This window comes from Mesorhizobium sp. EU05-FHT14A09, assembly GCF_058790995.1.
Genome location: NZ_JBYTDF010000003.1, coordinates 695,340 through 720,702, shown reverse-complemented (window position 1 = coordinate 720,702; position 25,363 = coordinate 695,340). Strand labels below are relative to the sequence as shown.

Here is a 25,363-nt window from a genome sequence, read left to right as displayed (position 1 = left end):
CAAACGCAGCGTCACGGCCTGCTTCGCTTCTCAGCTCCCAGGCCACCAGAGTGTCGCTCACGCGGCTCTCTTGAATTTCTCTTCGAGGTCTTTCGGAAGCGAACTTCGCTGTCGCCAGCGGCGCACCGCCCTCGTTGATGAGGCGTATATAGTCGGGTGGCGCTCGAAGTGTCAACAATGATTCTGAGCTTTTTTGAATTTTTTGCGACAAATAATTCTGGCATTTTTTTTCAATCGGCCCAGCCCTCGTTCTTCTCCTCATGTCAGCCTGACGACGCGCTTCGTCAAATGCCGGCAAATGTTCGCAGACTAACCGATGTGATGCCTCCGTCGGCGCGGCGCCCTGTACACACGGAACTCTTGCCCGAGCTCGCCTTTCTCCCGACAATCCGGTGGAACACCTGCCCCGTCATCCGCTTCGGACGGCCAAAGCCCTATTGCCGCCTTATTGGAAGAAGACAGCAGTTGAGGTGAAGGCAGCCGTGTCGCATGGCATTCATTCGCCTCTTGTAAGAAGCGGCCCGTCGGAAGGCCGGGGCACGGCTGGAGTTCCCGCACACGTACGGGGCTTTCGTTGACTTCGTCGGCTGCGGCAGGCAAATGTCATGGCCTTGCAAGAGAACAGAGAAGAGCCCGCCTGGGGAAGAAACCGCCTTTTTGAATGCAGGATACGGACGAGGTCATAGCCGAACTCGGCAACGAACCGCCGCTGATCGCGGACGGTCGCAGCGGTCCGCCGGATCGCCGCGAGGTGTCGGCGCGCTGGCTGTCCGGTACATTCCTCACTGGCATCACCTCTTCAGTGCTGATGGGCGTCGCCCTGGTCGCGGCCCTCGACGGACGCCAGCAATTGGCGACACCGCCTGAAATCGCCGAACTCGCCAGCCTGGCCGATGGCGGCGACTCCGGCGAAGAAGCAAAGACCACGCGTCTTGTCGCGCCGCGCCAGATTGCCAAGGCCAAGGATCGGCGGCGCATGGAAGTGTCGATGGTCACCAAGGTCGGCGACCGTGACGTCATCAACACCATGCCGTTCGTACAGGTGAAGATGGCGCTCGCCGCCAACCACACCACCAACAAGTCCTATCCGCCCTTCGATCCGCTCCAGGTTTTCCGCGACGATGGCTCAGACTCGTCCAATCCCGCCCCTGCGCCGGCCGGCCAGATCTACGGCGCCAAGGTCGAAAGCGAGATGAGCCTGAAGACGATCGACTTTCCGATCGCCACCGCAGCCTTCGATGAAAAGAGCGATCTCTCGGCCGACGAGGTCGAGAAGGTAGTCCGCAGCGCCAGCGCCGGCCTCGGCGACGGCGCGGTCCAGGTCGCGGCTCTTCATTATGTCGACCCGCAGCGTTTCGGCGACCAGCTCACCCAGTCGATCGCCGGCTCCTACGACGTCAAGATCGTGCCGGAGAACGTCTCGGTGGCACCCCGTGCCGAAACCGAGACCGAGGCATTGACCTTTGCCGAAGACATCATCCCCTTCACCAAGGACCGCGACATTGCGGAAGCCTTTTCCGAGTCCGGCTATACCAATTCCGACGCCTTCGGCATGGCCGAGGCGATCGGCAAGCTGCTCAACACCACGGCGCTGAAGGCGGGCACCGTGCTGCGCGTCGGCCTCGAAGTCCGCGGCGATGCCGCCAAGGTGGTGCGTACCGGCGTCTATGACCGGACCCGCCATATCGTCACTATCGCACTCGATGACCGAGGCCAGTTCGTACCGGCCGAGGAACCCGACCCCAATCCCGAACTGCAGACCGCCTTCGACGATTCTCCGCCGGTGGTGGTGCGTGGCAACCTGCCAAGCATCTATGACGGCATCTACCGCGCGGCCTATTCTTATGGCTTGTCCACCAAGATGGCCCAGCAGGTCATCAAGATCCTGGCTTCCGATGTCGACTATCAGGCGCGGTTGACGTCGAGCGATCGCCTCGAAGTGCTGTTCTCCCAGCCCGACAGCGACGACCAGGCGTCCGAGGATTCGGAACTTCTTTACGTATCTGCCGCCATTGGCGGCATGGCACGCACGCTCTACCGCTTCCAGCTGCAGGATGGCAGCACCGACTATTTCGACGAGAATGGCCGCAGCGCCGAGCAGTTCCTGCTGCGCAAGACTGTACCCAACGGCACCTTCCGTTCCGGCTTCGGCGCACGCCGCCATCCGATCCTCGGTTATGTCAGGATGCATACCGGCGTCGATTGGGCCGCCCCCACCGGCACGCCGATCATCGCGGCCGGCAACGGCCTTGTCGAGAAAGCCGGCTGGGCTGCCGGCTATGGCAAGCAGACGATCATCCGTCATGCCAACGGCTACGAGACATCCTACAACCATCAAAGCGCCTTCGCGCGTGGCGTCCAGCCCGGTGCCCGCGTCCGGCAGGGCCAGGTGATCGGTTACGTCGGCACCACCGGTCTTTCGACCGGCGCACACCTTCACTACGAACTCATGGTCAACGGCACCAAGGTGGATCCGATGCGTGTGCGTCTGCCCACCGGCAAGGTTCTCCAAGGCGACGACCTTGTCGCCTTCAAGCGCGAGCGCGAACGTATTGACGACCTTCTGAAGCAACAGAACGGCACGGGCCTCAAGGTCGCCAGCGCCGGCGCCGCCACCAGTAAATAACGACACACCGGTAAGCGGTTCAGTTGGCGATGGCGCCGTTTTGGACGTCACCGCGCCCGAGCATGCCGCGCCGCGACGGCTTGGCCGCATACATGGCCTGATCTGCGGCGTTGATGAGCGCGTTGCTGTCGGAGCCATCTTCCGGGAAAACCGCGATGCCGACGGTGGCTCCAACTTCCAGCAGCGCGGCTCCGACCTGTCGAACTTTGCTGATGTCACGTGACAGACGTTGCGACAGGAAAAGCATGGCCTCGCGACCGGGCACAGTCGGCACTATGACGCCGAATTCGTCGCCGCCGAGCCGCGCTGCCGTCGCTCCAGCCGGCACGGCTTGGGCGATCTGTTGCGCGACATCGATCAGCACTTCATCGCCGACCGCATGCCCGTGCGTGTCATTGACCGGCTTGAAACGATCGAGATCGATGAACAGCACCGCGCAGCTCGATTGCGACCGCCTGGCATTTTCGATCGCCAGGGCCAGGGCTTCGCGAAAGCGCCTTCCGTTCGCGAGGCCGGTCAGCGGGTCGTGCCGGGCTGAATCATGGGCAAGCCGTTCAGCGGCCTCGCGGCGTTTGATCTCATGGCCGAGCTGCCGTGTCCGAATGGCCAGGAAAACCAGCGAGCCGACGCCGACGCACAGAAGCAAGGCAAGGATTTCGTCCAGTTGCCAGTCCTCATGAGCGCGCGTGATCTTATAGAGCCAGTCGAAAAGATCGACTTTCACGGCGAAGACAAAAAGCCCCGCCACAACCAACAACCACAAGGCTGCAAGCACCAGCGTGCGCCGATCGAACCATCGCTGGTCGCCAGCTGCGATCTCGGAAGAATCCACCGGCCAGCGCGGATCATTCTTCGACATGCACGCCCCCCACTCGACGACAGGATCACGCCGTGTGTGTGCCGGCATCTTAACACACTAGCGTTGGCAAATATCGATCAATAGAAGCGCGCCGCCTTTTTAATCGACGATCACCACGACCCTGGCCTGACGATGAGTCAATCCTTACCGTAACTGCCAAAAATTTAATGGTCTGTCGGGCCTGCCATAGCTTCATCGGGCTGACGTGCCGGCTGCGTCAGCCACGCCGTGATGGCGGCAACGAAGCACATGACCGCCGAAATTGCCGCGACGGCCTGGAAAGCGCGGCCTGTCGCGGCGGCTCGCACAGCTTCGGCCGCCGGATCGATCGCGGCTTGCGGCAACACGCCGAATTCGACACCACTTTCGGCGCCGCCGGCGACGGCGTAGACCAAACCTACCACCGCGCCGAGCGCGGCAACAGCCATCAGGCCGGCTATCCGCGCAACCGCGTTGTTGATGCCGGACGCCGCGCCGGTATCCCTGTCATCCACCGAAGTCATGATTGCGGTCGACAAGGGCGATACGACCAGCGCCATCCCCAAGCCCATCAGCGTCGCGAGCGGGAAAACCCCGCTCCAGAAGCCATGGAAATCCGTTCCCGCCAACACGGCCAATCCTGCGAACGCGACCCCCACCACAACACTGCCGAGGGCTATCGGCAGGCGCGCGCCTGTCCGATCGGACCATCGACCGACCGGGCCGGACAACAGTGCGATTGCCGCCGACAGTGGCAAGAAGATGAAGCCGGCCTCCGCCGTGCTGAGACCCCAGCCGGCGATCAGCAGCATGGGGAGGTAGAACAGCACCGCCGACAGCGCGAAATACAGGAAGAACGTTGCCGCATTGGCGCCGGAGAAGGCAGCGATCCGAAACAGCCTGAGATTGACCATCGGTTCGCGATGGCGGCTCTCCCACAACAGAAAGACCGACAGCGCAACAAGGCCGAGCAGAATGACCAGACCGTTGACGATCGCCGAACCCTCGCGGCCTTCCGCGCTCATCGCGGTCAGGCCGTAAGCCATGCCGCCAAAAGCCAGCGTCGCCAGCGCCGCCCCCCCGAGATCCAATCCCTTTTGCTGGGCAGGTGAATCGGCAGGCACCTTGGCAAGCAGCAGCCAGATCGCGATCGCGCCGAGCGGCAGATTGATGGCGAAGATCGCGCGCCAGACACCTGCACCGAAGCTGGACAGGACCATGCCGCCGAGGACGGGGCCGAGTGCGGTGGTCAGAGCCGAGGCGGCCGCCCAGATGCCGATGGCGCGGCCCCGCTCGGCCTTCGGATAGGCCTTGGCGATGATGGCAAGGCTGCCGGGCACCATGACAGCAGCGCCGATCCCCTGGACCGCGCGAAACAGGATGAGCAGCGGCGCAGTCGGCGCGAGTGCGCAGGCGATCGACGCCGCAATGAACAGCGCTATGCCCGCCACGAAGGCGCGGCGCAGACCAAAGCGGTCTCCGGCAGCGCCGCCGGCCAGGATCAGCGCCGACAGCGTCAGCGCATAGGCATTGGAAATCCACTGCGCCTCGACAAGACTCGCGCCAAGATTGGCGCGCAGCACCGGCATGGCGATTGAAAGCACGGAACCGTCAATGAAACCCAGTGCGGAAGCGAGAATGGCGGCGGTCAGCACATAACGTCGGCTGCGCTGCGGACAGAAGGTTTCCTTCGAAGCCAATCCGCCGAGAACGCTGGCATCCATGCCTGTATCACCACTCGCCTGCATGGCTTTGCTTAGCGCAGTGTGATTGCGTTCGGTATCGATTTTCGGACGGAATGCTGCGTCAAATCAAAAACAGGGCATTCCCGGCCAAGGAGCTACTCGACGAAGTCGACCGGCACGCCGGGCTTGACCAGCCTGGCGAGTTCCGCGGCATCCCAGTTGGTCAAACGCACGCAGCCATGGCTTTCGGTCTTGCCGATCTTCGATGGCTCCGGTGTGCCGTGGATACCGTAAGTCGGTTTGTCGAGCGCGATCCAGATCGATCCGACCGGGCCGTTCGGCCCAGGCGGGATGGTCAGCACCTTGTCGTTGGCTCCCTGCTTGAAATTGATCTTGGGATTGTAGGTGTAGTTCGGATCGAAAGCCACACGCGACACGGCATGGGTACCGGTGGGTGACGGCGTATCGGACGAGCCGATCGTTGCCGGATAGGCAGCGACCAGCTTGCCTGCGGCGTCATAGGCCCGGACCTGCTTGCGGCCCTTGTCGGCGATGATGTGCGTGACCGGTGTCTGCGCCAGCCTGCCGAAATTGACCACTTTCACCAGCGTGCCGGGCCGATTGAAATTGACGCCCGGGTTTATCGCCTTGAGATAGGCCTCATCCATGTGGAACCGCTCGGCGAGTGCCTCGGTCACCGACGTGAAACTCATGCGCTCCAGCGTCGCCTTCTGGCTGTAGTCTTCCGGAATGGACGCGACATAGGGCCCAGCCGCATCTTCGGCGGTTATCGAATAGGAAGCGAAAGCCGGACCACCGGTTTTCTCGAGTTCGGCCTTGATAGCTGCGACATCGGTCGACTTCAGATTGGTGCCGGTGATCTCGCGATAAGCGGCCAGCGCCTTGTCCATGTTGGAGCCGAAGCGACCGTCGATGGCGCCTGGCGAAGAGCCGGCGCGGTCGAGCAGCACCTGCAACGCGGCGATATCTTCACGTGCGCCGAGCGACAGCGAAGGATTGATCGTCGACTTGCCTCCGGTCGCCGGTTCGGTCGGCGCGATCGCACTGTCAGGCGACGTTGGTTGCGCCGGGTCGATCGAGGCTTCCTTCAACGGCTGGCGCTCGACCGGCTGTGGTGCGGGAATGCCGTCACGATTGGCTGGCAGGGGATCGCCATACCGATCGCGCGGTCCCGGCGCCGGAGGAAAGGCCTCGACCATACCGCCCTCAGGAGGCAGGTTGTCGTAGTACCCGCCATCATCCTCCGGATACTGGGAGGCGCGCCGGTCCTCCATCTGGCGGCGGCGAAAGCGAGCCATGTCCTCCGGGTCGTCCAGGTAATAACGGTCGTCGTCAGGCGCACGCTCGACCTGCCGCTGCCGGTTTTCGAGGCGCAGGGCGCGGCGGTCGAAACGCGTCTGCGGCGGCTGGATCGCGATAACCTTGCCGGTGTAGGGGTCGACGATGACGCGATTGCCCTTGCCGTCATAGAATACCTGATAGTCGCTGTTCTGGGCGACCTGGACCCCCTCGGCCTTGCTAGGAACGCCACCGTCCACAGCCGGCTGCCGCGAAGATGCGGCCTGGGCGCCGAAAGCCAGCATCACGCCAAGTGTCAGGGCTGAAAGCGAAAGCATCGTGCGCAGCATATAGTCAGAATTCTCCGGCGCGTTCCGTCACCGACCTGGTCCATCGGCCGGGAGCAGCGTGTCTCCGGCGAGGCCATGATCCGCCTAACGATTCAACCATGAACTGGGCATGAACATGGCGGATTCGCAAGAGCGGGATGCCGAAAGCGCTATCGCGTTATTGTTCCAATCCGAGCTCCCGCCGCTCTCGCCTGGTCAGATTGCGTGCAGCAAGACGATGGCTGTCCCTCAGGTAATCCCTCAGTGCGGCGTCATCCAAGCTCTCGGCAGTCACGCGCTGGATCCACTTCATTCCACGTGAGGCGAGATAGGGCGCAGGCCGGCAGCCGGGCTGTTCCTTCAGGATATCGTACGCCATCTCCGAGCATTTGAAGGTGAAGAAAGGTATCTCGGCCTGTTGGCTCCAGCCACCAATAGCAAAGACCTTGCTGCCGACCTTCCAGACATGGGCACCGCCCCACTGCACCACGTGATGGGTCGCCGGCAGCGAAGCACAGAAGCCGTTATATTCGTCGAGCGTCAAACCAGCCTCCGTTCGATTGGCGGTGCCCTCAGCGCTTTATCGCGTCCACGGCGTGTAAGGAACAGGATCTTGATTGCCGACAACGATCGAGCGCCGCGCCGTTCACAGGATCTTTGGCATCTCGCGGACCTGGGGCTTGGTGCAGGCGGAGGCTGGCGGTCCGACCTACAAGAGCACACCGGATCAACCAAGGGACACATCCATGTTCAGTCATGTGACTGTCGGCGTCAGCGATCTCGATCGCGCAGCGCGCTTCTATGACGCCGTGCTTTTGCCGCTGGGCCTTCGCCGGCGCCCGGTCACTCCCGATGGTGGCCCGGCGTCCGCGTGCTGGGTCGGACGGGATCGTGCCTTGCCACGTTTCTATGCCTACATTCCCCTCGATGGCAGGCCGGCGAACGCCGGTAACGGCACCATGGTAGCGTTCCTTGCCTCTGGTCCGGAGGCCGTCACGACAGCCTATGCGGCAGGTGTCGCGGCGGGAGGAACGGACGAGGGCAAACCGGGTCCTCGCCCGCACTATGGCGAGGGCTACTTCGGCGCCTATCTGCGCGACCCCGACGGCAACAAGGTGCACATCGTCCACCGCGGCGACATCCAGGATTGAGCATACCGGCAGCGGCCAGCTTGGACGGCCGCCCGCATCATGCTAGAGGCGGCCATGATGGAATTCGCAGGCGAGATTCTGGTCCTGACCGGCACGCCGGGATCGGGAAAAACCACCACCGCCAAGGCGCTGGCAGCCCAAGGCGGATCGGCAAAGGTCCATCTTCATTCCGACGATTTCTGGCATTTCATCAAGAATGGCGCCATCGCTCCCTACCTGCCGGAAGCCCACCGGCAGAACGCTGTGGTGATCGATGTCCTGGCCAAGGCAGCCCAAGGCTACGCCAAAGGCGGTTTCTTCGTCATCGTCGACGGCATTGTCGGCCCCTGGTTCCTGCAGCCGTTCACAGCACCCGAAATCCCTCTGCATTATGTGGTGTTGCGCCCGCCGCTCGACGTGGCCATCCGCCGTTGCCGCGACCGCGGCGGCGACACTCTGACGGATCCGGAACCGATCGCCGCCTTGCACCAGCAACTTTCCGAATTGGGAGAACTGGAACCGCACGCGATCAACATTGGCGACCAGTCTCCCGAACAGACGCTTGCCACCGTGATTGAAGCCCTGCGCAGCGGCACGTTTCGTTTGTCCTGACCGAGCGGGTCACTGCTGATCAGCAAGAGCTAACATCTCGAACAGTTTATTGCCCTGTTATCAGGTGCTGCCGCTATCAGTACCGGGTTGAACACGAGAGAAGCCCATGATCGACGTCGATGCACTGCGACCGCACTTTCTCAGTATCCTGCGGATCGTCAGCGCCCTCACCCTGTTGCAGTACGGCACAGGAAAGTTGCTGGGTTTCCCGGCACTCGAGCGCGTCCCTGCAATGTTTTCCCTGCCGTGGTTTGCCGGTACCCTGGAACTGATCGGCGGCGCCTTACTCCTGCTCGGCTTGTTTACCCGGCCAGTCGCCTTCGTCATTTCCGGCCTGATGGCATTCGCCTACTGGATCGGCCACGCGCCGAATTCGATCTTCCCGATCCTCAACGGCGGCAATCTCGCCATCGTCTATTGTTTTGTGTTTCTGTACCTTTTTGCCGCTGGCCCGGGTCCATGGAGTCTCGATGCTTATCGGAAATCGCCAGCGACTGCCGCAGCCTTGAGCATTTTGTAGCCAAGTGGAATCACTTGGCGTTACAACAATGCGGCCGAAACAAAACTTGGAGCGTTTCCGCGTTTCCGTGAAAAACGGAAACGCTCTGAGGCGAGTTGGAATCCGAGCTACAGCCCATCGTGGCGCATGGCCCTGGCCAGCACTTCGAACACCCTCGGGTCCTGCGACTGGGCAACGTTGAAGCGCAGGAACCCATTCGCGGTGCGGGACAGGCTGAAGGCGTTGCCTGGCGCCAGCACCACCCCGTTGGCCAGCGCACGCCGGGCGACGTCGGCAGCATCCAGCCCGTCCGGCAGACTGCACCACAGGAACATGCCCGCACGCGGCTCGATCCAGGGTCTGATGCCCAACGGCTCGAGCCGCCGCGATGTTTCGGCCATGGAGACTGACAGGCGCTGCCGCAGCGCCTCGACATGTTTGCGGTAGCTGCCGTCCTTGAGTTGCGAAAGCACGAGCTCCGCCGAAAGGTGGCCACCGCCGAAAGTGGTCGAGATCTTGAGATCCGTCAGGCGCTCGACCCAATCGCGTGGGGCTGCGATGAAACCGCATCGCACCGATGCCGACAGTGTCTTGGAAAAACTGCCGATTTGGACCACGCGCGAAAGCCCGTCGAAGGCAGCCAGGCGTGGCGCCGGCTCGGTTTCGAAATCGGCAAAAATATCGTCCTCGACAATGGTCACGTCGAACTGGTCGGCGAGTTTGAGCAGGCGATGCGCTGTGACTGGCGACAGCGTCGCGCCGGTTGGGTTGTGCAATGCGGAATTGGTGATGTAGAGGCGCGGCCGATGCTCGGCGAGCGCCTGTCCAAACAGATCGAGATCCGGCCCGGTCGGCGTGTAGGGCACGCTGACGATGTTGGCCCGGTGCGCGCGCAACAGCGCGTGGAAGTTGAAATAGCAAGGGTCATCGACAAATACCGTGTCGCCGGGCTCGATGAGAAAGCGGCACAAGAGGTCGATCGATTGCGTGCCAGATTCCGTCAGCACGATCTGGTCCGGCGAAGCTTCGATGCCGTGCTCGCCCATGCGGCGTGCGAGCAGTTGCCGCAACGGCGCCAGCCCGAGCGGCGTGCCGTAGTCAGCCAGTACCGTATCCTTGGCATGCGCAAGGCCGCGCAATGCACGACGCAAAGCCTGCTGCGGCATCCAGTCGGCAGGCAGCCAGCCGCAACCGGGTTTCAAGACCCTTTCGCCAGCCTCCAGGGATTGCCGCGATATCCAAAGCGGGTCGATCTCGCGGTCAAGCCGCGGCCCGACTTCGGCAAGCGAAAGCGGTGCCAGCGGACCGCATACATAGAAACCAGAGCCCGGCCGTGAGCGGATCGCCCCTTCTGCCGCTAGGCGTTCATAGGCTTCCACCACGGTAGAGGTGGAGACCTGCATGGTCCTGGCAAAGGCTCGCACGGAGGGCAACTTGGCGCCAGGCGTCAGTTGCCGAGCCCCGATGCGCTGCCGCACTGTCGCCATCACCGTCTCGATCAATGTTGCGTCTTTGCCCGGGGGGGCCGCGAGCCCTTCCATCTGTATTGCCACCGTATCCAGAACAGTTTGATCGAACTGTACCCCAGTGTATCTGGCGAAGCCAGCCAATTCCCGTCGATAAGAACGCCCTGATTGCTAGAGCGTTTCCGGTTTTTCGGAAACGCGGAAACGCTCTAACTTTTTGTTTTTACGCAATTCCGGATGGAAAACCGCTACGCGCTTTTCCTGGAATTGCTCTAGGAGTTTGCGTGTGGACAAGACGACGAGTGGATGGTTCAACGGTTTTCTGGGGGTGCTGATCTTCAGCGGCTCGCTGCCGGCAACCCGCGTGGCCGTGATGGATTTCAGCCCGGTCTTCCTGACCGTGACTCGCGCCACCCTCGCCGGACTGCTCGGTCTCGCCCTTTTGCTGGCCTTTCGTGAGAAGCGACCAAGCAGGGATGATTTGATCTCGCTCACCATCGTCGCGGTCGGCGTCGTGGTCGGCTTTCCGCTCCTGACTGCACTGGCGCTCGAGCACGTCACTTCCGCGCACTCGATCGTTTTCATCGGCCTGTTGCCGCTGGCAACAGCGATCTTCGGCGTGCTGCGCGGCGGCGAGCGTCCCCGCCTCGCCTTCTGGGTGTTCTCCTGCCTCGGCAGCGCACTGGTTGCTGGATTTGCGTTCTCGCGAGGTCTTTCCGCCTCACCGGTCGGCGACGCCTTGATGCTGGCGGCGATCGTCGTCTGCGGGCTGGGTTACGCGGAGGGTGGAAAACTGTCGCGTCGGCTGGGCGGCTGGCAGGTGATTTGCTGGGCGCTGGTGATTTCACTGCCCCTGATGCTGGTGCTGACCTTCGCCACCTTCCCGGCCTCCCTCGCCGGCGTCGGCATGCCAGCCTGGGTCAGCCTCGCCTATGTGTCTCTGTTCAGCATGCTGGTCGGCTTCGTGTTCTGGTATCGTGGGCTGGCGCAGGGCGGTATCGCCGCCGTCGGGCAACTGCAACTGCTGCAACCCTTCTTCGGTCTCGCCCTGGCGGCCTTCCTGCTGCACGAGCAGGTCAGCGCTGCCATGGTGGTCGTAACCCTCGGCGTGGTGTTGTGTGTGGCTGGCGCCAAACGGTTCGCGAAGTAGACCCTACTCGCGATACGAAAAGGCGCGCCTCCTTGTCGGAGGCGCGCCTTTCAACGACAACAGGCCAAAGAACCATTGTCAGGCGGCTTGTTCGGCCACCACAGTCGGCTTCGAACGAAAATTCAACCTGTCCGATCCCGCGGTCACCTTGACGGTAGAGCCATCGAGGATATCGCCCATCAGGATCTTTTCCGCCAGCGGATCCTGCAATTCCTTCTGCATCACTCGCTTCAGCGGCCGCGCGCCATAGGCCGGGTCGTAACCCTTGTCCGCCAACCATTCGACAGCATCCTTGTCGAGGGTGAGCGTGATCTTGCGATCGACCAGAAGCTTCTCCAGCCGCTTGAGCTGGATCTCGACGATCTGGCCCATATCCTTGCGGCGCAGGCGGTGGAACAGGATCACCTCATCGACGCGGTTGAGGAACTCCGGACGGAACGAGGCCTTCACCACCGCCATCACCTCATCGCGCACGGCATCGACATCCTGGTCTTCGCCAAGCCCGACCAGATACTCCGCACCGAGGTTCGACGTCATGATGATCAGCGTGTTGCGGAAGTCGACCGTACGGCCCTGCCCATCGGTCAGCCGCCCATCGTCCAGCACCTGCAACAGCACATTGAAGACATCCGGGTGCGCCTTCTCGATCTCGTCGAACAGCACGACTTGGTAAGGCCGGCGCCGAACGGCTTCGGTCAAGGCACCCCCCTCCTCATAGCCGACATAGCCGGGAGGCGCGCCGATGAGACGGGCAACCGAATGCTTCTCCATGAACTCCGACATGTCGATGCGCACCATCGCTGTCTCGTCGTCGAACAGGAACGAGGCAAGTGCCTTGGTGAGTTCGGTCTTGCCGACGCCGGTCGGCCCCAGGAACATGAACGAGCCTATCGGCCGGTTCGGATCCTGCAGCCCGGCGCGGGCACGCCGCACGGCCTTGGACACAGCCTGCACGGCCTCGCCCTGACCGACGACGCGCTTTGCGATCTCGTCTTCCATGCGCAGCAGCTTCTCGCGCTCGCCTGCCAGCATCTTGTCGACCGGAATGCCGGTCCAGCGCGAGACGATCTGGGCGACATGATCCGGCGTAACCACCTCCTCGACCATGCCACCGCCCTGGCCGTCGCGAGCCTCGGCTTCGGCAAGCTGCTTTTCGAGCTCCGGGATCCTGCCATAGGCAAGTTCGCCGGCGCGCTGGAACTCGCCCTTGCGCTGCGCGATCGCCAATTCGTTGCGGGCGTCGTCGAGATCCTTCTTCAGATCAGCCGCCAACCCGAGCTTCTGCTTCTCGGCCTGCCACTTCGCGGTCAAAGCGTCAGACTCTTCCTCGAGCCCGGTCAGCTCCTTTTCGAGCCGGACCAGGCGATCCTTGGACGCTTCGTCCTTCTCGACCTTCAGCGCTTCGCGCTCGATCTTCAGCTGCATGATGCGGCGGTCGATCTCGTCCAGCGCTTCCGGTTTGGAATCGACCTGCATCCGGAGACGCGAGGCTGCTTCGTCGACAAGGTCGATCGCCTTGTCCGGCAAGAAGCGGTCCGCGATGTAGCGATTGCTCAGCGAGGCCGCAGAAACCAGCGCAGAGTCCGAGATGCGCACCTTGTGGTGCTGCTCGTATTTTTCCTTCAGGCCGCGCAGGATCGAAATCGTGTCCTCGACCGTCGGTTCCTCGACAAAGACCGGCTGGAAACGACGCGCGAGGGCGGCGTCCTTTTCGATGTACTTGCGGTACTCGTCGAGCGTCGTTGCGCCGACGCAGTGCAATTCACCACGCGCCAGCGCGGGCTTCAGCAGATTGGAGGCGTCCATCGCTCCATCCGCCTTGCCGGCGCCGACCAGCGTGTGCATTTCGTCGATGAACAGGATGATGCCACCGGCCGCCGAGGTGACTTCGTTGAGCACGGCCTTCAGCCGCTCCTCGAACTCTCCGCGATACTTCGCACCGGCGATCAGCGCACCCATGTCGAGCGCCATCAGTTGCTTGTCCTTCAGGCTTTCCGGCACGTCGCCGTTGACGATACGCAGCGCAAGTCCCTCGGCGATCGCCGTCTTGCCAACGCCGGGCTCGCCGATCAGCACCGGATTGTTCTTGGTGCGGCGCGACAGCACCTGGATGGTGCGGCGGATCTCGTCGTCACGACCGATCACCGGATCGAGCTTGCCGGCGCGCGCGTCGGCGGTGAGATCGCGAGCATACTTCTTCAGTGCGTCATAGCCCTGTTCGGCAGACGCAGAGTCCGCGGTACGGCCCTTGCGGATATCATTGATCGTTGCATTGAGCGCCTGCGCCGTGACCCCGGCCTTGGACAGAATCTCGGCGGTCTTGGCCGACTTCTCCATGGCCAGCGCCTGCAGCAGCCGCTCAACCGTCACGAAGCTGTCGCCGGCTTTCTTGGCAAGGTCCTCGGCGGTCGAGAACACCTTCGCCAGCGGCTGCGCCATATAGAGCTGGCCATTGCCGCCCTCGACCTTCGGCTGCGCATTGAGTGCCGCATCGACGGCAACTTCGACATCGCGCGGGCGTCCGCCGGCACGCTCGATCAACGACGCGGCAAAACCCTCGTCGTCATCGATCAGCGCCTTCAGGATATGTTCTGGGGTGAACTGCTGGTGATTGCGGTTCAGCGCATATTGCTGTGCGGACTGGATAAAGCCGCGTACGCGCTCGGAATACTTCTCAAGGTTCATCATTGTCTCCTTCCGTCACCGGCCCGCTTTGCGGCACCGGATCAGCTTTGGTGACGGACCCGCTCGTCTGAGCCGGATCCTGTTCAGCCGTGATATGGGACGCAAGCCCTTGTCTCTCAAGACGCATTGATGCCGATCGAGGCAGAAATTTATCCATTGCCGTCTGCCAGGCGACTATAACCCAGCCAAACAAAAACGGCGGAGATTTCTCTCCGCCGTCCATGATCTCAAAAGGAGCTATGCTCAGCTGTCGGCGCCGGCCGCTTCCGTCTTATCCGCAGCCGCGGCTTCAACCGCCTCGGCCTTGGGCTTGCGTGGGCGCCGGGTGGTCTTGCGCGGCGCCGCCACTTCGGTCTCCGCTTCGCGGGCCTCGGCGTGAGCGGCGAGCTGAGCCGGATTGAAGCTTTCAAACTGCGGTGCCGGTTCGGCAACAGTCACCGGTGCCGGTTCTTCAGCCACGACGACCGGGGCTACATCCACCGGGGCAGCGGCCTGGGGTGTCTCTTCACGCCTGTTACCGTTTTCACCGCGCGGACCACGGTCGCCACGCTGCGCATTCTGGCCGTAGCCGTTGTTGTCACGGCGATCCCGACGATGGCGGCTGCCATTGTTGTCACGGTTGTCGCGATAACCGTTTTCACGGCCATTGTTGTCGCGGCCGTTCTCGGAATTCAGCGCCACCTCGGCGGGAGTACCTTCGATCACCGGCTGCGGACCGGAACCGTGGCCCGCTGGCTGCTGTCCCTCGCCTGCATTTCCGCTGTTGTCGAACTCATCGCGCTCTTCGTCGAGCTCGTCGTCGAAATCGTCACGGTTCTGCTGGAAATTCTGGATCGGCATCTGCGCCTGAGCGGCGGCAATGATGCGGTTGTAGTGTTCGGCATGCTGGAGATAATTCTCAGCCATCACACGATCGCCCGAGCTCATCGCATCACGGGCGAGAGTCGCATATTTCTCGGCGATCTGCTGGGCGGAACCGCGGATCTTCACATCCGGACCGTTGCTCTCGTAATTGCGGTTGAGCGGGTTTGGCCCCTTGCGGTTATTGTTGTTGTTATTGTTGTTGCCGCCGCCGCCGCCATTGTTGCGACCGCGCATGCGTCTATTCTGCTGTTGTGGCCTCATAAGGGTCTCTTCGCTTCAAAAACTTGAAAATCTTCGCATACGGCGGCGCTCATGCAGCCTGCCGTTTCGCTGTTTCACCGGTGCTCGCCCGCATCGATTGCGTTGGCGCCACGTATCATCCTGTTCCGGTTACATCACTTACCGGACGATTCCCGCACGAAGCTTGGGCGTCGTTTCGCAAGAAGGCAGCTATTTCGAAGGAACCGAATCGCTAAGAGCACTGCCTGCTTCGTCTCATCCGGTAAATCGACCCTAGCTGCATTCCTTAGCCTTGCCAAGCGGTTTTTCGCCGCGCCTTCAAGCTTTTCCGCTGCCTGTGAACAGTAGAACGCGATCGTTTCCAGCAAGATCGCGCAACGCTGTTTTCATGAGGAATCCCGCATCCAGGAAAATACCGGTAACCTCTGCCTTCTGGCTGCTACCGATTTCGACGGCGACCATGCCGCCGGCTTCCAGATGCCCGGCGCTTTCCCTGGCAATGACCCGATAGGCGTCGAGCCCATCGACACCGCCATCCAGCGCCCGCAACGGATCGAAACTGCGCACCTCCTTCTGCAGCGTTTCGATCTCTGCGCTTGATATATAGGGAGGGTTGGAGACGATTACATCAAATCGACCCGAAATTGCTTCGAACCAATCTGATCTGATGGTCACGAAACGTTCGGAAAGACCGAGATCGCGCGCGTTGCGAGCCGCGGTGGCCAATGCATCTTCGGAAATGTCCACGCCGATGGCCTGAGCCTGCGGAACCGCCGCGAGTAGCGCCAGCGCGATGGCGCCGGTGCCGGTGCCCAGGTCGATGACACGGCATGCGCCCTTGCGTTCGACAATCTCGGCAAGCAGCGGCAACATCGCGTCTACCAGCGTCTCGGTGTCGGGACGTGGCTCCAGGGTTTCGGCGGAAAGGCCAAGCCGCAGCCCGTGAAATTCGCGGTAGCCAAGGATGCGATGCACCGGTTCGCCAGCAATTCGGCGAACCAGCGCCGTATCGACTGCCGTCTGTATGCCGCTGCTGACGATGCGGTTGGGATCCGTGATCGCCTCGGTGCGCGTCGTACCGGTAATATCCTCGACCAGAAGCCGTGCGTCGAACGCTGCACTGTCTATGCCGGCATCGGCCAGCCGCTTGCGCGCTGAAACCAAGAGTTCCGTGAGGGTCGTGCCTGTCACGGCTTCACCCTTCCTTCATCTCCGCCAGAAGCCTCGACTGATGGTCGGCGATCAGTGCGTTGACGACCTCATCCAGTTCGCCCTCCATCACCCTGTCGAGCTTGTAGAGGGTGAGATTGATGCGATGATCGGTCAGGCGTCCCTGCGGGAAGTTATAGGTACGGATGCGCTCGGAACGGTCGCCGGAGCCGACCTGCGACTTGCGCGATTCCGAACGCTCCTCGTCGGCGCGGCCGCGCTCGAGGTCGTAAAGCCGCGCCCGCAGGATCTGCATGGCACGCGCCCTGTTCTGATGCTGCGACTTCTCCGCCTGCACCACCATGATGCCGGTGGGCAGGTGCGTGATACGCACCGCCGAATCGGTGGTGTTGACGTGCTGGCCGCCGGAACCGGACGCGCGCATCGTATCGATGCGGATGTCTTCCGCCTTGATCTCGATGTCGACTTCCTCGGCTTCCGGCAGCACGGCTACCGTTGCCGCCGAAGTGTGGATGCGTCCCTGCGCTTCCGTCGCCGGCACGCGCTGCACACGGTGCACGCCGGACTCGAACTTCATATGCGCGAACACGCCTCTGCCGGAAACCGAAGCGATGATTTCCTTGAATCCCCCGACTTCGCCATCGCTGGCTGAAACGACTTCGAAACGCCAGCCCTTAGACGCGGAATAGCGCTCATACATGCGAAACAGGTCACCTGCGAACAGGGCAGCCTCGTCGCCGCCGGTGCCGGCCCGGATTTCCAGGATGGCGTTGCGTTCGTCTGCGGCATCCTTGGGCAACAGCAGTATCTGGATTTCCTGCTGCAGGGATTCGATGCGGCTTTCCACCTCTGGCAGGTCGGCTTCGGCCAGCGCACGCATTTCGCTGTCGGTGCCCTTGTCGCCGAGCATCGCCTCGAGATCGTCCTGCTCGCGTTCGGCCGTGCGCAGCGCCCGGATCTTGGCGACCAGCTCCTGCATGTCGGAATACTCGGCCGCCATCTTCACATAGGCGTCCGGCGCGGGCCCAGCCGCCATCTGCGCTTCGAGCATATCGAAACGCTTGACGACTTGGTCCATGCGGTCGCGGGGTAGGTTGATCATGAGGTATCGAAGACTTTTTACAGAGGGATGCCGCGGTCATCCGCGAAGGCCTGCAACAACGCCCGGATCGGCATACCGGTGGCAGGCTGGTTGAGGTTGTCGGCGAAGAAGGCTTCCAGTTCTTCCAGCGGCAGGTCGGTCAGCATCGCCTTGACCGGGCCGATCGCCGCCGGCGACATCGAGATGGAACGGAATCCGAGGCCGATCAGGGCCATGGCCGAGATCGGCTTGCCGGCAAGTTCGCCGCAAAGCGTCACCGGCGTGTTGTTGCGGTGTCCGGCATCGGCGATCTGCTTCAGCACGCGCAGGAACGGGATCGAGACCGGGTCGAAGCGATCGGCCAACTGCGTGTTGCCACGGTCAACCGCCATCACGAATTGGAACAGGTCGTTGGAGCCGACCGAGACGAAATCGACGGCTTTCATGAGCTCGTCCAGCTGGAACAGCAGCGATGGCACTTCCAGCATCGCGCCCAGCTTCAGGCTGGTCGGCAAATGGTGGGCGAAGCGCGACAGGTGCCTCACTTCGCGTTCGATGATCTCGCGTGTCTGCGCAATCTCGCCGAGTTCCGTTACCATCGGCAGCATCAGCTTGAGTTCACGTCCGCCGGCAGCCTTGAGCAGCGCGCGGATCTGCGTGCGCAACAAGCCTGGCCGATCCAGCGTCAGGCGGATCGCCCGCCAGCCGAGCGCAGGGTTCTCTTCCTGGGTCGCGTTCTTGAAATAGGGCAACACCTTGTCGCCGCCGATGTCGATGGTGCGGAAGGTGACAGGCTTGCCGCGTGCTGCCTCCAGCACATCTCGGTAGAGTTTTTCCTGCGCTTCGGCGCGCGGGAAAGTTGCCGCCACCATGAACTGCAACTCGGTACGGAACAGGCCGATGCCTGCGGCCCCTGACTCAGTCAGCTGCGGCAGGTCGACGGCAAGGCCGGCGTTCATCAAAAGATCGACCTGGACACCATCCCGGGTCACCGACGGCTGCTTGCGTAGCTCCCGATAGAGCTCCTGGCGGCGGGCGCGAAACCGCACCTTCTCGGCGTAAGCCGCTTCGAGATCCGCTTGCGGGCGCAGGTGAATGGCACCCTCGTCGCCGTCGACGATGATCGCATCGCCGTTCTCAGACATCGACACCGCGCCCTTGACCTGGCCGGCAACCGGAATACCCATGGCACGCGCGACGATGACAACGTGGCTGGTCGCGGCGCCCTCTTCCAGCACGAGGCCGCGCGTCTTGTCGCGTGGATAGTCGAGCAGTTCAGCCGCTCCCATGGAGCGGGCGACGATAATGGCGTCCTTCGGCAGCGAAGCGGCGACGTCTTCCGGCCCACGCCCCATCAATTGGCGCAGCAGCCTGTTGGCAAGGTCGTCGAAGTCGCTCATCCGTTCGCGCAGATAAGGATCGGTCATGTGGATCATGCGCGCACGCATATCCGACTGCACCTTCTCGACCGCAGCTTCCGCCGTCAGGCCGTTGCGGATCGCCTCCTCCAGGCGGCGCACCCAGCCGCGGTCATTGGCAAACATGCGATAGGCTTCCAGCACCTCGCGGTGCTCGCCCTCGAAAGCGACGTCGCGCCGCTCCAGCATGTCGTCGATGGAAAGTCTGAGCGAACCGAGCGACTCCTCGAGCCGCCGCACTTCTTCCTCGCTGTCTTCGTTGAACAGGTTGGTGACGACGATGCGCGGCTCATGCAGCACGACGTGACCGAGCCCGACACCCTCGTTGAACGATACGCCGGTGAACGAAACCGGCCGGCTGAGATCGAGCTCCATGCCGGGACGGGACAGCCGGGCAAGATCGCCAGTGGCGACCATCTCCGCGATCACCATGGCAGTGGTTTCGAGCGCCTCGACCTCATCTTCGCGATAGACGCGCTTGGTGCGGTTCTGCACGACGAGCACGCCAAGCGTACGGCCAGCCCTCAGCACCGGCACGCCCAGGAAGGCGTGGTAGATCTCTTCACCGGTCTCCGGCAGATAGGCGAAGGCGGGATGTTCCTGCGCGTTGGAAAGATTGAGCGGGCGCGCGCTCGCCGCGATCGTGCCGACGAGGCCCTGGCCGAGGCGCAATTGCGCCAGATGGACGGCGTTCTTGTTGAGACCTTCGGTGGCATAGAGTTCAAGCACGGAGTCGGCACGCAGCACGTAGAGCGAGCAGACTTCCGCCACCATGTTGGAGGCGATGTCGCGCACGATTCGGTCAAGCCGATCCTGCGGCTCCAGCGGCTCCTGCATGAGCTCGCGGAGCCGTTTCAACAAAACGCGCGGGCCGATGGCCGTCTCACGCATCGCGGCTTCTCCAAAGGCGTTTGGGCCGGTGCGGTTCCCAGCGCACCGGCCCGACGCAAAAACCGACTCGGGTCTCTTATTGCTTATCGAGACCGTAGACGGAATGCAAAGTGCGAACAGCCAGTTCCGTGTAAGGACCGTCGATCAGGATCGAAATCTTGATCTCGGAAGTGGTGATCGCGCGGATATTGATGCTTTTTTCGGCAAGTGCCCGGAAAGCAGTCGCCGCGACGCCGGCATGGCTGCGCATGCCGATACCGATGACGGAAACTTTGGACATGCCTTCGTCATGCTGGAGCGCATCGAAGCCGACGGTCTGCCTGACCTTGTCCAGCACGGCAAGTGCCTTGGCGACATCGCCGGACGGCACGGTGAAGGTCATATCGGTCGACTTGCCGTCTTCCGAGATGTTCTGGACGATCATGTCGACATTGATGTTGGCTTCGGCCAGCGGGCCGAAAATGCCACCGGCCACACCCGGCCGGTCGGCGACGCGCCGCAGCGAGATCTGCGCTTCGTCCTTGGCGTAGGCAATTCCGGTGACGACCTGCTGTTCCACGATTTCATCCTCGTCGCAAATGAGCGTTCCGGGCGGATTGATCAAATCCCCCATGCCGGGCGCATCGGGATCGTCGAAGGACGATCGCACGAAAGTGCGCACCTTGTGTACCATGGCGAGCTCCACCGAGCGCACCTGAAGGACCTTCGAGCCAAGCGAGGCCATCTCCAGCATTTCCTCGAAGGAAATGCGATCCAGCCGCCTGGCCTTGGGTTCCATGCGCGGGTCGGTGGTGTAGACGCCGTCGACATCGGTGTAGATGTCGCAACGGTCGGCCTTCACGGCAGCCGCAATCGCGACGGCGCTGGTGTCGGAGCCACCACGGCCCAGCGTCGAGATGCGGTTGTCGGGCGCGATGCCCTGGAAGCCCGCGATCACCGCGACCTGGCCTTCCTTGAAACGCTGGATCAGGAAGGAGCCGTCGATGTCGGTGATGCGCGCCGCGCCGTGCGCCCCGTCGGTCTTGATCGGAATCTGCCAGCCATGCCAGGATCGCGCGTTGATGCCCATCGACTGCAGTGCGATCGCCAGCAGGCCGGACGTAACCTGCTCGCCGGAAGCGACGATGGCATCATATTCGCGCGCATCGAAGAACGGGCTGTTGGCACCGGTGGTTTTAGGCATGCCTTGCACCCAGCCGACAAGCTCATTGGTCTTGCCCGACATCGCCGAGACGACGACCGCCACTTCATGCCCCGCCTCGACCTCGCGTTTGACGTGACGCGCCACATTGTGGATGCGGTCGAGGTCGGCGACGGAGGTCCCGCCGAACTTCATCACGATGCGCGCCATGGGAGCGGAAAGCCTTTGAATGCAGGCCTGATGGCCAGGGATGGACAGGAAAGTCCCGGCTGGCCGGGACGCAAAAATGCGCGGCTTCCTTAGCCAAAACACAAGGCCTCCGCAAGGCGCACGCGGCCGATGTGGCAGCGTGGCGCAAGTCTCTTGCGCTTCGGCTCGTTCCCCTTGCCTCGAAAGACCAGGCGGAAACTACTCCTTCAGCGGTCCGCCGATTGCCCAGCTGTGCCCGAACGGGTCGCGCAGCTGACCGTAGCGGCTGCCCCAGAACACGTTGTCAAGCGGCATCGTTACGGTGGCGCCCGCATCGACAGCGCGTGACCACCAACGGTCCGCGTCATCGACTTCGAGATGCACCGTCACGCCATGCGGTTTGTCGGTCGACATGCCGAATTCGGGGAAAAGGTCCCACATCATGACATCCGAACCATTGACCCGGATATGTGCATGCATCAGCCGCTCGCCGTCCTCGGCATCCTGGCGGCTCACCTCCTCGGCGCCAAAGGCTGTTTTGTAGAACGCGATGGCGTCTTTTGCGCCATCTATGGTCAGACAAGGAACTACTCCGTTCAAGGCAATCATCACGATCTCCTGATTGATCCCTACCCCGCACCGACAGCCAGAGATGGCTTGACGGCCATCGTATCGCCGATGCAGATTGAAATTCAAGTTTATACTTGAATGAGAAATCGATGGCACGAACCTCGACCCAGGGTGACGTCTTTGCAGCCATAGCCGACCCGACACGCCGGCGCCTGTTGGAGCGTATCGGAAATCGCGAGCGTTCCGTCGCCGACCTCACGGCCGAAATCGGCGCGACGCTCGCGAATGTCTCGTTGCATCTGCAAGTGTTGAACCGCGCTGGCCTGGTGCAGCGGCGCGTCGCAGGGCGGCAGCGTCTCTACCGGTTGAACCCGGCCCCGCTTGCCACTGTCACCGACTGGGCTGCGCAGCTTTCGGCATTCTGGAGCGATAGGCTCGACGGTCTCGTCGAACTGGCGGAGAAACTCGATGCTGAAGCCGATCGATCTGACCTTTGAGCGCGATATCCGCGCTTCGCTTGCAACTGTATGGGCCTGCCTTGTCGAACCGGAGCTGATTGCACGATGGTTTTTCGCCGTTGATTTCAGGCCGGTCGCCGGCCATCGCTTCCGCATCACTGGCGAGGCGGTTGCCGGGTGGCGGGGCTGGACGGAGGTTGAGGTGCTGGAGGTCACACCTCCGCATCGCATGGTGTGGTCATTCGATTGCACCACACAGGCACCGGCTGGCCGGGTTGTTTTCTCCTTGCGCGAGCATGACGGCTTCATCCGCCTCGTCGTGACCCATGACGGGACGGTGCCGGAGCCGACGTTGCGTCTCCTTGCTGCCGGCTGGGGCAAGTACATGGGAAATTTGCAGGCTCTTGCCGAAACGCTTTGAGCGAAGCTGGGCTTTGAAAAACAACAGCTTCCGGGCCAGCGCCCCCCGCGATGTGGTGACGCGCCCGAAAAAACGCGCCTTGACATTCGGTCCCCTTCTGCTGACTTCCTTCTCCCCGAAGGAGACAAAGTCATGCCAGAGCCCCGACGGTCGACCATCGACGCCGGAGAAGTCGAGCGCTTTTCAGCTCTTGCCGCCGAATGGTGGAACCCCAACGGAAAATTCCGACCTCTGCACAAGTTCAATCCTGTGCGGCTGGCCTATATCCGCGACCAGATCGCCACCCGTTTCGGCCGTGACGCGCGTGCGGCCAAACCCTTCGAAGGCTTGCGCATCCTGGACATCGGTTGTGGTGGCGGGCTGTTGTGCGAGCCGATGGCACGCTTGGGCGCCGAAGTGGTCGGGGCGGACGCTTCCACCACCAACATCGAAGTGGCCAAGCTGCATGCGGCGGAAGCCGGTGTGGCTGTCGACTATCGCGCCACCACGGCCGAGGATTTGGCCGATGCCGGCGAGAAGTTCGATGTCGTGCTCAACATGGAAGTGGTCGAGCATGTCGCCGACATCAACCTGTTCGTCGGCAAATGCGGCGAGATGGTGAAGCCCGGCGGCATCATGTTCGTCGCCACGATCAACCGTACACTCAAGGCGCTCGGCCTCGCCATCATCGGCGCCGAATATGTCCTGCGCTGGTTGCCGCGCGGCACGCACAAATTCGGCAAGCTGGTGCGACCGGAAGAGCTCGAACGCGCTTTGAGCGGCGCGGGCCTGGCGATAACCGACCGTTCCGGTGTCATATACAATCCACTCGCCGATCGCTGGCAGCGATCCAAGGATATGGACGTCAACTATATGGTGCTCGCCGAAAAGGCCGCCTGATGCACCGATGGCCGGAGCCGCTTGGCACCGACCATCGCATTCGGTCTTTGTCAGATCTCAGCTCGAAGCGACCGGTAGGCGCCGCGCCAATAGACCAGCGCTTCACCGGCATCCTGAGTGCTCACGGCTTCGACGGAACCGATGATGATCGAATGCGTGCCACGATCGATCATTTCATCAACGCTGCAATCGAACGACGCTACGGCGTCGACCAGAACCGAAGCACCGGTTTTCAGCGTCGTCCATTCTGCACCGGCATAACGGTCCACACCCTTCGCGCCACCGAAGCCGGAAAAGCGTTCGGCAACCTTCTGATGCTGCGGCCCCAGCGAATTGACCGCGAAATGGCCGTGTCGCTCGATGACGGGCCAGGTCGAGGAGGAGCGATTCACGCAGGCAATGATCTTGGGTGGCTCGGCCGAGAGTGAAACCACCGAAATCACAACGAGGCCGGATCTGTCCTCGCCGACGCCGGCGGTGATGATGCTGGCATTGCCGACGATGAGCCGCATTGCCGAACGGAAAGCACCGGCATCGACCGGCTCCAGGGACATTGTCATGGCATCGCTCATGCTGCTGAACGTGCGACGGTCGGCGCCAAACGGATACCGCGCTGTTCAAGAATAGGAAGCACGCTGTCGCGGAAGTAGGGAAACTCATCCGCATAGTCGACGAAAGACAGTGTCGTGCCACGGAAGCCGGCCTCGTACAGGGCGGTGATGCCGTCAGCGACCTGCTCTGGCGTGCCCGTAAGCGGAAAGCCGCCATGACCGGCCGCCATGCGGTCCCGGATCAGAGCGAGGAGGTCATGCGGAAATGATTGTGCATGCGCGAACTGCAGACGCACGAGATTGTCGACCGCAGCCCAATCGGCATTGGTCCGACCGAAATGCTCGAGATAGTCCATGGCCTCCTTTTCAGTCGGCCGGCACACCACGTGCGAGAAAGTCAGCACGTCGACCTTGCGGCCGACCTGCAGAGCCAGGCCTTTGAGCGACTGGATCTCGTCCTTCGAGCGCGCCAGGTCGATCGCCGGCGTGAACAGGAAGTTGGCATTGCGAACAGCGAAACGGCGTCCCTCATCCGAACCGGCAGCGTTGAGGATCGGCAGCGGCGACGATGGCCGGGGATCGCCAAGCACGTTCTTCAGCTTGAAATACGCCCCGTCCCAGTCGAAGGCCTCGGTCCGGCTCCACAGCGCCTGGACAATATCGAACCAGTCCTGCGCGTAGCCGTAGCGCGTGGTGTGATCATCGGGCAGCGTCAGGCCCAGCGCTTCGTATTCCGGCTTGTTCCAGCCGGCGACGATGTTGAGCCCGATGCGGCCGGCACCGATCTGGTCGATGGTCGCGAGCTGCTTGGCAACGACCACGGGATGGTTCGCCGTCGTATGCGTCGTGGCAAAGAGGGTGATGTTGCGAGTCAGGGCCAGCAGTCCGGTCGCCCAGGTGATCGTCTCCAGCACGTTTCCGTGGAAATTGGTCTCGCCGCCATACCCGATCCAGCGCGCGATCGGCAGCATGAAGTCAATGCCTGCGTCGTCGAGTAGCCGGGCCAGCCGAAGATTGTTGTCCCAGGAATTGACCCATCGTTCCGGCACTTTGCTGACGGTCATGCCACCCGAGCAATTGGAAGCGAAGGTCCCGAGAAAGAATGGCTGAGCGGCCGCGCCGCCATTGAGCATGTTCATGTCTGTATCCTCACCATTTGTTATATTTTATA

At 62.3% G+C, this 25,363-nt stretch carries 23 protein-coding genes and 1 pseudogene; 9 read left to right on the top strand and 15 right to left on the bottom strand.

Going from position 1 to position 25,363, the window contains the following annotated elements; all coding sequences use genetic code 11:
• Positions 1 to 298 (bottom strand): annotated as a pseudogene (locus AC3WTO_RS15150) (hypothetical protein); the annotation flags it as partial.
• 363 nt (positions 299 to 661) lie between these two features.
• Between AC3WTO_RS15150 and AC3WTO_RS15145 the strand changes: the two are divergent.
• Positions 662 to 2,626, top strand: coding sequence for a M23 family metallopeptidase (locus AC3WTO_RS15145; protein ID WP_492461520.1), 1,965 nt, complete (start codon positions 662 to 664; stop codon positions 2,624 to 2,626).
• Between the two features lie 19 nt (positions 2,627 to 2,645).
• On the opposite strand, the gene AC3WTO_RS15140 is transcribed toward AC3WTO_RS15145, so the two are convergent.
• From AC3WTO_RS15140 to AC3WTO_RS15125, 4 genes are all read right to left on the bottom strand, one after another.
• A complete protein-coding gene (locus AC3WTO_RS15140) occupies positions 2,646 to 3,485 on the bottom strand; it encodes a diguanylate cyclase domain-containing protein (RefSeq protein ID WP_492461519.1) in 840 nt (279 codons plus the stop codon).
• Positions 3,486 to 3,649: 164 nt separating this feature from the next.
• Entirely contained in the window at positions 3,650 to 5,188 is a 1,539-nt protein-coding gene (locus AC3WTO_RS15135) for an MFS transporter (protein WP_492461518.1), read from the bottom strand.
• A gap of 116 nt (positions 5,189 to 5,304) precedes the next feature.
• Complete coding sequence (locus AC3WTO_RS15130) at positions 5,305 to 6,798, bottom strand: L,D-transpeptidase family protein (RefSeq protein ID WP_492461517.1); 1,494 nt, start codon at positions 6,796 to 6,798, stop codon at positions 5,305 to 5,307.
• A gap of 157 nt (positions 6,799 to 6,955) precedes the next feature.
• Positions 6,956 to 7,321 carry an MmcQ/YjbR family DNA-binding protein gene (locus tag AC3WTO_RS15125; protein WP_492461516.1) on the bottom strand — a complete coding sequence of 122 codons (366 nt, stop codon included), beginning with the start codon at positions 7,319 to 7,321 and terminating at the stop codon, positions 6,956 to 6,958.
• A gap of 202 nt (positions 7,322 to 7,523) precedes the next feature.
• Between AC3WTO_RS15125 and AC3WTO_RS15120 the strand changes: the two genes are divergently transcribed.
• The 3 genes from AC3WTO_RS15120 (at position 7,524) to AC3WTO_RS15110 (ending at position 9,039) form a co-directional block, all read left to right on the top strand.
• Entirely contained in the window at positions 7,524 to 7,928 is a 405-nt protein-coding gene (locus AC3WTO_RS15120) for a VOC family protein (protein WP_492461561.1), read from the top strand.
• A gap of 57 nt (positions 7,929 to 7,985) precedes the next feature.
• On the top strand, positions 7,986 to 8,519 hold the full coding sequence (locus AC3WTO_RS15115) for an ATP-binding protein (protein ID WP_492461560.1): 534 nt from the start codon (positions 7,986 to 7,988) through the stop codon (positions 8,517 to 8,519).
• A 106-nt stretch (positions 8,520 to 8,625) separates the two neighbouring features.
• Positions 8,626 to 9,039 carry a DoxX family protein gene (locus AC3WTO_RS15110; protein WP_492461515.1) on the top strand — a complete coding sequence of 138 codons (414 nt, stop codon included), beginning with the start codon at positions 8,626 to 8,628 and terminating at the stop codon, positions 9,037 to 9,039.
• A gap of 107 nt (positions 9,040 to 9,146) precedes the next feature.
• On the opposite strand, the gene AC3WTO_RS15105 is transcribed toward AC3WTO_RS15110, so the two are convergent.
• Positions 9,147 to 10,559: an aminotransferase-like domain-containing protein gene (locus AC3WTO_RS15105; protein WP_492461514.1), complete on the bottom strand. Its 1,413-nt coding sequence runs from the start codon at positions 10,557 to 10,559 to the stop codon at positions 9,147 to 9,149.
• Positions 10,560 to 10,770: 211 nt separating this feature from the next.
• On the opposite strand from AC3WTO_RS15105, the gene AC3WTO_RS15100 reads away from it, so the two are divergent.
• The gene (locus AC3WTO_RS15100) at positions 10,771 to 11,634 is read left to right on the top strand and encodes a DMT family transporter (protein WP_492461513.1); all 864 of its coding nucleotides are present in this window, start codon (positions 10,771 to 10,773) and stop codon (positions 11,632 to 11,634) included.
• A gap of 78 nt (positions 11,635 to 11,712) precedes the next feature.
• Here the strand turns inward: AC3WTO_RS15100 and clpB are convergent, their stop codons facing one another.
• The 7 genes from clpB to AC3WTO_RS15065 form a co-directional block, all read right to left on the bottom strand.
• Positions 11,713 to 14,319, bottom strand: coding sequence for an ATP-dependent chaperone ClpB (gene clpB, locus AC3WTO_RS15095; protein WP_492461512.1), 2,607 nt, complete (start codon positions 14,317 to 14,319; stop codon positions 11,713 to 11,715).
• A gap of 243 nt (positions 14,320 to 14,562) precedes the next feature.
• Positions 14,563 to 15,417 (bottom strand): DUF4167 domain-containing protein, encoded by an 855-nt coding sequence (locus AC3WTO_RS15090; RefSeq protein ID WP_492461511.1) that lies wholly within the window; start codon positions 15,415 to 15,417, stop codon positions 14,563 to 14,565.
• Positions 15,418 to 15,741: 324 nt separating this feature from the next.
• A complete protein-coding gene (gene prmC / locus AC3WTO_RS15085) occupies positions 15,742 to 16,614 on the bottom strand; it encodes a peptide chain release factor N(5)-glutamine methyltransferase (protein ID WP_492461510.1) in 873 nt (290 codons plus the stop codon).
• A gap of 4 nt (positions 16,615 to 16,618) precedes the next feature.
• Positions 16,619 to 17,695, bottom strand: coding sequence for a peptide chain release factor 1 (gene prfA / locus AC3WTO_RS15080; RefSeq protein WP_492461509.1), 1,077 nt, complete (start codon positions 17,693 to 17,695; stop codon positions 16,619 to 16,621).
• 17 nt (positions 17,696 to 17,712) lie between these two features.
• Complete coding sequence (gene ptsP, locus AC3WTO_RS15075; protein ID WP_492461508.1) at positions 17,713 to 19,983, bottom strand: phosphoenolpyruvate--protein phosphotransferase; 2,271 nt, start codon at positions 19,981 to 19,983, stop codon at positions 17,713 to 17,715.
• 76 nt (positions 19,984 to 20,059) lie between these two features.
• Complete coding sequence (locus AC3WTO_RS15070) at positions 20,060 to 21,334, bottom strand: aspartate kinase (RefSeq protein WP_492461507.1); 1,275 nt, start codon at positions 21,332 to 21,334, stop codon at positions 20,060 to 20,062.
• Between the two features lie 198 nt (positions 21,335 to 21,532).
• A complete protein-coding gene (locus AC3WTO_RS15065) occupies positions 21,533 to 21,865 on the bottom strand; it encodes a VOC family protein (RefSeq protein ID WP_492461559.1) in 333 nt (110 codons plus the stop codon).
• Here AC3WTO_RS15065 and AC3WTO_RS15060 point away from each other — a divergent pair.
• From AC3WTO_RS15060 to ubiG, 4 genes are all read left to right on the top strand, one after another.
• Entirely contained in the window at positions 21,788 to 22,021 is a 234-nt protein-coding gene (locus AC3WTO_RS15060; protein ID WP_492461563.1) for a hypothetical protein, read from the top strand. The two genes, AC3WTO_RS15065 and AC3WTO_RS15060, sit on opposite strands and share 78 nt — an antisense overlap.
• Positions 22,022 to 22,032: 11 nt before the next feature.
• Positions 22,033 to 22,380 carry an ArsR/SmtB family transcription factor gene (locus AC3WTO_RS15055; RefSeq protein WP_492461506.1) on the top strand — a complete coding sequence of 116 codons (348 nt, stop codon included), beginning with the start codon at positions 22,033 to 22,035 and terminating at the stop codon, positions 22,378 to 22,380.
• A complete protein-coding gene (locus AC3WTO_RS15050; RefSeq protein WP_492461504.1) occupies positions 22,352 to 22,762 on the top strand; it encodes an SRPBCC family protein in 411 nt (136 codons plus the stop codon). Before AC3WTO_RS15055 ends, AC3WTO_RS15050 begins: the two co-directional genes overlap by 29 nt.
• Positions 22,763 to 22,894: 132 nt before the next feature.
• Positions 22,895 to 23,641 (top strand): bifunctional 2-polyprenyl-6-hydroxyphenol methylase/3-demethylubiquinol 3-O-methyltransferase UbiG, encoded by a 747-nt coding sequence (gene ubiG / locus AC3WTO_RS15045; RefSeq protein ID WP_492461503.1) that lies wholly within the window; start codon positions 22,895 to 22,897, stop codon positions 23,639 to 23,641.
• A gap of 50 nt (positions 23,642 to 23,691) precedes the next feature.
• On the opposite strand, the gene AC3WTO_RS15040 is transcribed toward ubiG, so the two are convergent.
• Together AC3WTO_RS15040 and AC3WTO_RS15035 are read right to left on the bottom strand one after the other, a co-directional pair.
• A complete protein-coding gene (locus AC3WTO_RS15040; protein ID WP_492461502.1) occupies positions 23,692 to 24,201 on the bottom strand; it encodes a flavin reductase family protein in 510 nt (169 codons plus the stop codon).
• Positions 24,202 to 24,209: 8 nt separating this feature from the next.
• Positions 24,210 to 25,331, bottom strand: a complete 1,122-nt coding sequence (locus AC3WTO_RS15035; protein WP_492461501.1) for an LLM class flavin-dependent oxidoreductase — start codon at positions 25,329 to 25,331, stop codon at positions 24,210 to 24,212.
• Between the last annotated feature and the right edge of the window lie 32 nt (positions 25,332 to 25,363).